4 protein-coding genes and 1 pseudogene are annotated in these 5,443 nt (G+C 72.3%); 3 read left to right on the top strand and 2 right to left on the bottom strand.

Translation table 11 applies throughout. The annotated features are described in order from the left end of the window. Positions 1–21: 21 nt before the first annotated feature. The gene (locus tag ACFU99_RS31590) at positions 22–1,728 is read right to left on the bottom strand and encodes a glycerol-3-phosphate dehydrogenase/oxidase (RefSeq protein WP_384398538.1); all 1,707 of its coding nucleotides are present in this window, start codon (positions 1,726–1,728) and stop codon (positions 22–24) included. A 194-nt stretch (positions 1,729–1,922) separates the two neighbouring features. Between ACFU99_RS31590 and ACFU99_RS31585 the strand changes: the two genes are divergently transcribed. Further along, positions 1,923–3,185 carry a nucleotide sugar dehydrogenase gene (locus ACFU99_RS31585; protein WP_384398536.1) on the top strand — a complete coding sequence of 421 codons (1,263 nt, stop codon included), beginning with the start codon at positions 1,923–1,925 and terminating at the stop codon, positions 3,183–3,185. 47 nt (positions 3,186–3,232) lie between these two features. Here ACFU99_RS31585 and ACFU99_RS31580 read toward each other — a convergent pair whose 3' ends face one another. Beyond that, on the bottom strand, positions 3,233–4,384 hold the full coding sequence (locus ACFU99_RS31580; RefSeq protein ID WP_384398534.1) for a rod shape-determining protein: 1,152 nt from the start codon (positions 4,382–4,384) through the stop codon (positions 3,233–3,235). An 88-nt stretch (positions 4,385–4,472) separates the two neighbouring features. Between ACFU99_RS31580 and ACFU99_RS31575 the strand changes: the two genes are divergently transcribed. Both ACFU99_RS31575 and ACFU99_RS31570 read left to right on the top strand, forming a co-directional pair. Beyond that, entirely contained in the window at positions 4,473–4,964 is a 492-nt protein-coding gene (locus tag ACFU99_RS31575) for a hypothetical protein (RefSeq protein WP_384398532.1), read from the top strand. A gap of 173 nt (positions 4,965–5,137) precedes the next feature. After that, a pseudogene (locus ACFU99_RS31570) lies at positions 5,138–5,443 on the top strand (hypothetical protein); the annotation flags it as partial.

Here is a 5,443-nt window from a genome sequence, read left to right as displayed (position 1 = left end):
AGTCCGTTCCGGGCGAGAAGTTCACCGGGGCTGGATGTCCGGGGCGCCGAGCCGTGCGGCGTCCGCTGTCAGGTCGTCAGGCTGCCGCTGCGACTCGCGTTCCGCCTCCACCCGCTTCTCGTAGTGCTCGACCTCCCGCTCGATCTGGCCGTTGTCCCAGCCGAGCACCGGCGCCATCAGTTCGGCGGCCTCGCGGGCGCTGAGCGTGCCCCGGTCGAAGGTCTCGATGGAGACGCGGGTGCGGCGGGTGAGGACGTCGTCGAGGTGGCGGGCGCCCTCGTGCGAGGCGGCGTAGACGACCTCGGCACGCAGATAGTCGTCAGCCGCGGCCAACGGTTCACCGAGCGTGGGGTCGGCGGTGATGAGCGCCAGCACCTCGTCGATCATCGAGCCGTACCGGTTGAGCAGGTGCTCCACGCGCGCCACGTGCAGCCCGGTGCGCTGCGCGATGCGGGCGCGGGTGTTCCACAGCGCCTTGTAGCCCTCCGCGCCCATCAGCGGTACGTCCTCGGTGACGCAGTCGGCGACCTTCTGGTCGAGGCCGTGCACCGCCTCGTCCACGGCGTCCTTGGCCATCACCCGGTACGTCGTGTACTTGCCGCCCGCCACGACCACCAGGCCGGGCACCGGGTGCGCGACGGTGTGCTCGCGGGACAGCTTGCTGGTGGCGTCCGACTCGCCGGCCAGCAGCGGACGCAGCCCCGCGTAGACGCCCTGCACGTCGTCCCTGGTGAGCGGGGTGGAGAGGACGGAGTTGACGTGCTCCAGGAGGTAGTCGATGTCGGCGCTGGACGCGGCGGGGTGCGCCTTGTCCAGGTCCCAGTCCGTGTCGGTGGTGCCGACGATCCAGTGCCGCCCCCAGGGGATGACGAACAGCACGCTCTTCTCGGTGCGCAGGATGAGCCCGGTGGTGGAGTGGATGCGGTCCTTGGGCACCACCAGATGGATGCCCTTGGAGGCCCGTACGTGGAACTGGCCGCGCTCCGCGATCAGGCCCTGGGTGTCGTCCGTCCACACGCCGGTGGCGTTGACCACCTGGCGGGCACGGATCTCGAATTCGCCGCCCTGTTCCAGGTCGTGCACCCGGGCGCCCACGACCCGCTCGCCCTCGCGCAGGAAGCCGACCACGCGCGCGCGGTTGGCCACGTCCGCGCCGTAGGCGGCGGCGGTGCGCACGATGGTGGCGACATAGCGGGCGTCGTCCATCTGGGCGTCGTAGTACTGGAGGGCGCCCACCAGGGCGTCCTTCTTGAGGCAGGGCGCGACGCTCAGGGCGTGCTTGCGGGTGAGGTGGCGGTGGGTGGGCAGGCCGCGGCCGTGGCCGGAGGAGATCGACATGGCGTCGTAGAGGGCGACGCCCGAGCCCGCGTAGAACCGCTCCCAGCCCTTGTGCTGGAGGGGGTAGAGAAAGGGCACCGGGCGCACCAGGTGGGGGGCGATCCGCTCCAGCAGCAGCCCGCGCTCCTTGAGCGCCTCCCGTACGAGCGCGAAGTCGAGCATCTCCAGATAGCGGAGTCCGCCGTGGATGAGCTTGCTGGAGCGGCTGGAGGTGCCCGCCGCCCAGTCGCGGGCCTCCACGAGGCCGGTCGCCAGTCCGCGGGTGGCCGCGTCCAGGGCGGTGCCCGCGCCGACGACGCCGCCGCCGACGACCAGCACGTCCAGTTCGCGCTCCGCCATCCGGGCGAGCGCCTCGCCGCGCTCGGCCGGGCCGAGTGTCGCTGTCCTCACCACTGCCTCCCGTGTGATCGGGCCCGCGCTCCCCCGTCCGACGATTCTGTCCGCGTCGGGGGCGCGCGACCAGGCTTCACCCGGCTTGGCAACACCGGGTCAATGCCACCGTCCAATACTGAATATGAGTCATATTTCCGCTTAGTCTGAATTCACGCCATCCGGAATCGCCTCGGGAAGGACGGCACGACGCCATGCCCGCAGATCTCGCCGTCATCGGCCTCGGCCATCTCGGCCTCCCCCTCGCCCAGGCCGCTACCGCCGCCGGAGTGAACACCGTCGGCTACGACCCCGACCCGCGCGTCATCGCGGACCTGAAAGCCGGCCGGCCGCCCGTGGACGGCTCCCTCACCGCCGCCGAGATCCGCCGGATGCTCTCCGGGGGCCTGCGCACCACCGCCGAGGACGCCGAGCTGGGCCGCGTCCACACGGCCGTGATCTGCGCGCCCACTCCGCTGGGCGAGGACCGCTCGCTGGACCTGCGCGCCGTCGGCGACGCCGCGCACACCCTGGCGGCCCGGCTGCGGCCGCACACCACTGTTCTCCTGGAGTCCACCGCCTACCCGGGGACCACGGAGGAATTCCTGCGCCCCATCCTGGAGCAGGGCTCCGGACTGCGCGCCGGGCGCGACTTCCACCTCGCCTACTCCCCCAGCCGCCTCGACCCCGGCAACCGCGCGTACGGCTACGGCAACATGCCCAAGGTCATCGGCGGCCTCACCCCCGCCTGCACCGAGGCCGCCGCCGCGTTCTACGGGCGGCTCTGCGACAAGGTCGTACGGGCCCGCGGCCCCCGCGAGGCCGAGACCGTCAAGGTCCTGGAGTCCAACTACCGGCACGTCAACATCGCGCTCGCCAACGAGATGGCCGTCTTCTGCAACGACATCGGGGTCGACCTGTGGGACGTCGTGCGGTGCGCCGAGACCAAGCCCTTCGGCTTCCAGGCGTTCCGCCCCGGCCCCGGCGTCGGCGGCCACGGCGTCCCCGTCGACCCCAACTACCTCTCCTACCGCGGCCGCAGCCTCGGCTACCCGCTGCGCATGGTCGAGCTGGCCCAGGAGGTCAACGGGCGGATGCCGCGCTACATCATCCAGCGCTGCGCCACGCTCCTCAACGAGCACGGCAAGTCCGCGCGCGGCGCGCGCGTGCTGCTGCTCGGCGTCAGCTACAAGGCCGACGTCGCCGACCAGGAGGGCTCGCCGGCCCGGGAGATCGCCTCCCGGCTCATGGAGCTGGGCGCGCAGGTGAGCTACCACGACCCGCACGTGCCGCAGTGGCGCGTGCTGGGCCGGCCCGTGCCGCGCGCGGACTTCCTGTACGAGGCGGCGGCCGACGCCGACCTCACGGTGCTGCTCCAGCAGCACCGCACGTACGACCTCCAGGGGCTGGCCGTAAAGGCGCAGCTCCTGCTGGACACCCGCGGGGCGAGCCCCGCGGGCGCGGCGCACCGCCTCTGAGACCCCGCGGCCGTCGATCCGGTCGCGATCGGCTCAGCGGCCTCCGCTCAGCGGCCGGCCGCCAGCAGCCGCTGCGGCTGCGCGTCCAGCACCGTCTTGAGCGACGCGAAGTCCTCGACGCACCGGCCGGTGCCCACCGCCACGCAGTCCAGCGGCTCGTCGGCCACCAGCACGGGGATGTCCAGCTCCTTGCTCAGCCGCACGTCCAGGCCGCGCAGCAGCGCCCCGCCGCCCGTCAGCACGATGCCGCGGTCCATGATGTCGCCGGCCAGCTCCGGCGGGGTCTCGTCCAGCGTCTGCCGGACGGCCGCGACGATGGTGTCCACGGGCTCGACCAGCGCGTGCCGCACCTCGTCCGCCGTCAGCTCCAGGGTCTTGGGCAGGCCGCTGACCTGGTCGCGGCCGCGGATGGTGCAGCGGTCCGGCGGCAGCAGGCCCTGGGTGTCCTCGGGGTCGCCGTTGTCGTCGGAGAGGCCGTCGTTCTTCTCCAGCTGCTCGGCGAGCGCGCTCAGCCCCGCCGCCGTCCAGTAGCCGGTGGCCGTGGCGGAGCCGATGCTCATCTTGAGCGTCTCGGCGGTCCGCTCACCGATCGCGAGGGAGTACTCCTTCTTCACGTACGAGATGATCGCCGCGTCCATCGCGTCGCCCGCGGTCCGCACCGAACGGGCCGTCACGATGCCGCCCAGCGAGATCACCGCGACCTCGGTGGTGCCGCCGCCGATGTCGACGACCATGCAGCCGGTCGGCTCGCTCACCGGCAGCCCCGCGCCGATCGCGGCGGCCATCGGCTCCTCGACCAGGTGCACCTGGCGGGCCCCGGCGCGGCTCGCCGCCTCGATGACCGCGCGCCGCTCGACGCCCGTGATGCCCGACGGCACGCAGACCACGACCCGCGGGCGCGCCAGCCTGCGGTTGCCCGTGACCCGCTTGATGAAGTGCCGGAGCATCCGCTCGGCTATCTCGAAGTCGGCTATGACGCCGTCGCGCAGCGGGCGGACGGCCACGATGTTCGAGGGCGTCCGCCCGATGGTCTCTCTCGCCTCGAAACCCACCGAGAGCACCCCGCCGTCGGCCGCGTTCACCGCGACCACCGATGGCTCGTTGAGCACCACTCCCTTCCCCCGCACGTACACCAGCGTGTTCGCGGTGCCGAGGTCGATGCCCATGTCCCGTCCGTTGAACGACTTGCTTTGCGCCATAAGTTGCCATTATTCCCTATGCCCGAATCTTTATCCGGAGCACACATCGGACGCCCGCTGACATTGGCCGCTGCTAGCGTGCGAAGTCATGAGCGTGCCCGCACCGCGATCCGAGACCGCTCCGCCTTCGCCGGACCGCCCCGCGACCGAGGGCCGGCCCGCGCGGGGCCTCGCCGCGGGCGCCGCCACCGCGCTCCTCGTCGCCGTCGTCTGCGGCTGGGCCCAGGGGCTGGCCGGCCCCGGCAGCCATGAACTCGGCTACTGGGCGCTCGCGATCGGCCTGCTCGTCGGCGCGGCGCTCGGCAAGGCCGGCGGCCGCGCACCGGCGCTCGCACCGCTCGGCACCCTGCTGGCCCTGCTCGGCGTCCTCCTCGCCCAGCTCCTCGCCGCCGCCACGACCATGGGCGAGGCGACGAGCGACGCCCTGGGCCACCCGCCGGGCGTCCTCGCCACCCTGCTGCACGACTTCGACGCCGTAGTGGACTACTGGCGCGACGAGATGCTCGGCCGGAACGACATCGCCTTCTACGCGGTGGCGGCGGCCGAGGGATACCTGGTCGCCAAGCGCGTAGCCGAATAGCCGCGTAACCCCGTGAGCAAGACGTCCCGCACGTCCCAACCGTGTCACGGAGCGAGAAACTCCGTGTTGCACCGTCAGTCCTAACTGTTAGCTTATGGCCCGACTTTCATACTGCGCTCCAGCCACTTCCGGATCAGGAGCGCGGTTCCGCACCTTCACCTCGGGGGAATACCGTGAGCCAGCCTTGGCAGCAGCCACAGGAGCAGCCGCAGCAGCAGAATCCGTACGGGCAGCCGCCCCAGCAGCCCGCCGGGTACGGCGCCCCGCAGCAGCAGCCCGGCGCGTACCCGCCCCCGGCGCCCGGCGGCTACGAGCAGCAGCCCTACCCGCCCCACCAGGGCATGTACGGCGCCCCGGGCGGCGTCCCGCCCCCGCCCCCGGCCGCCCGCAGGGGCAATCCGGGGCTCGCTGTGGTCGTCGGCGTCGTCGCCATGCTCGTCGGCTCCGCGATCTACGGCGCGATACTCAAGGCCACCGAC

Origin of the sequence: Streptomyces sp. NPDC057654, from assembly GCF_042800135.1 — a bacterium.
Taxonomy (GTDB): domain Bacteria; phylum Actinomycetota; class Actinomycetes; order Streptomycetales; family Streptomycetaceae; genus Streptomyces.
Note: the sequence above shows the minus strand (reverse complement) of the source record. Positions and strands in the feature narration are given on the sequence as shown.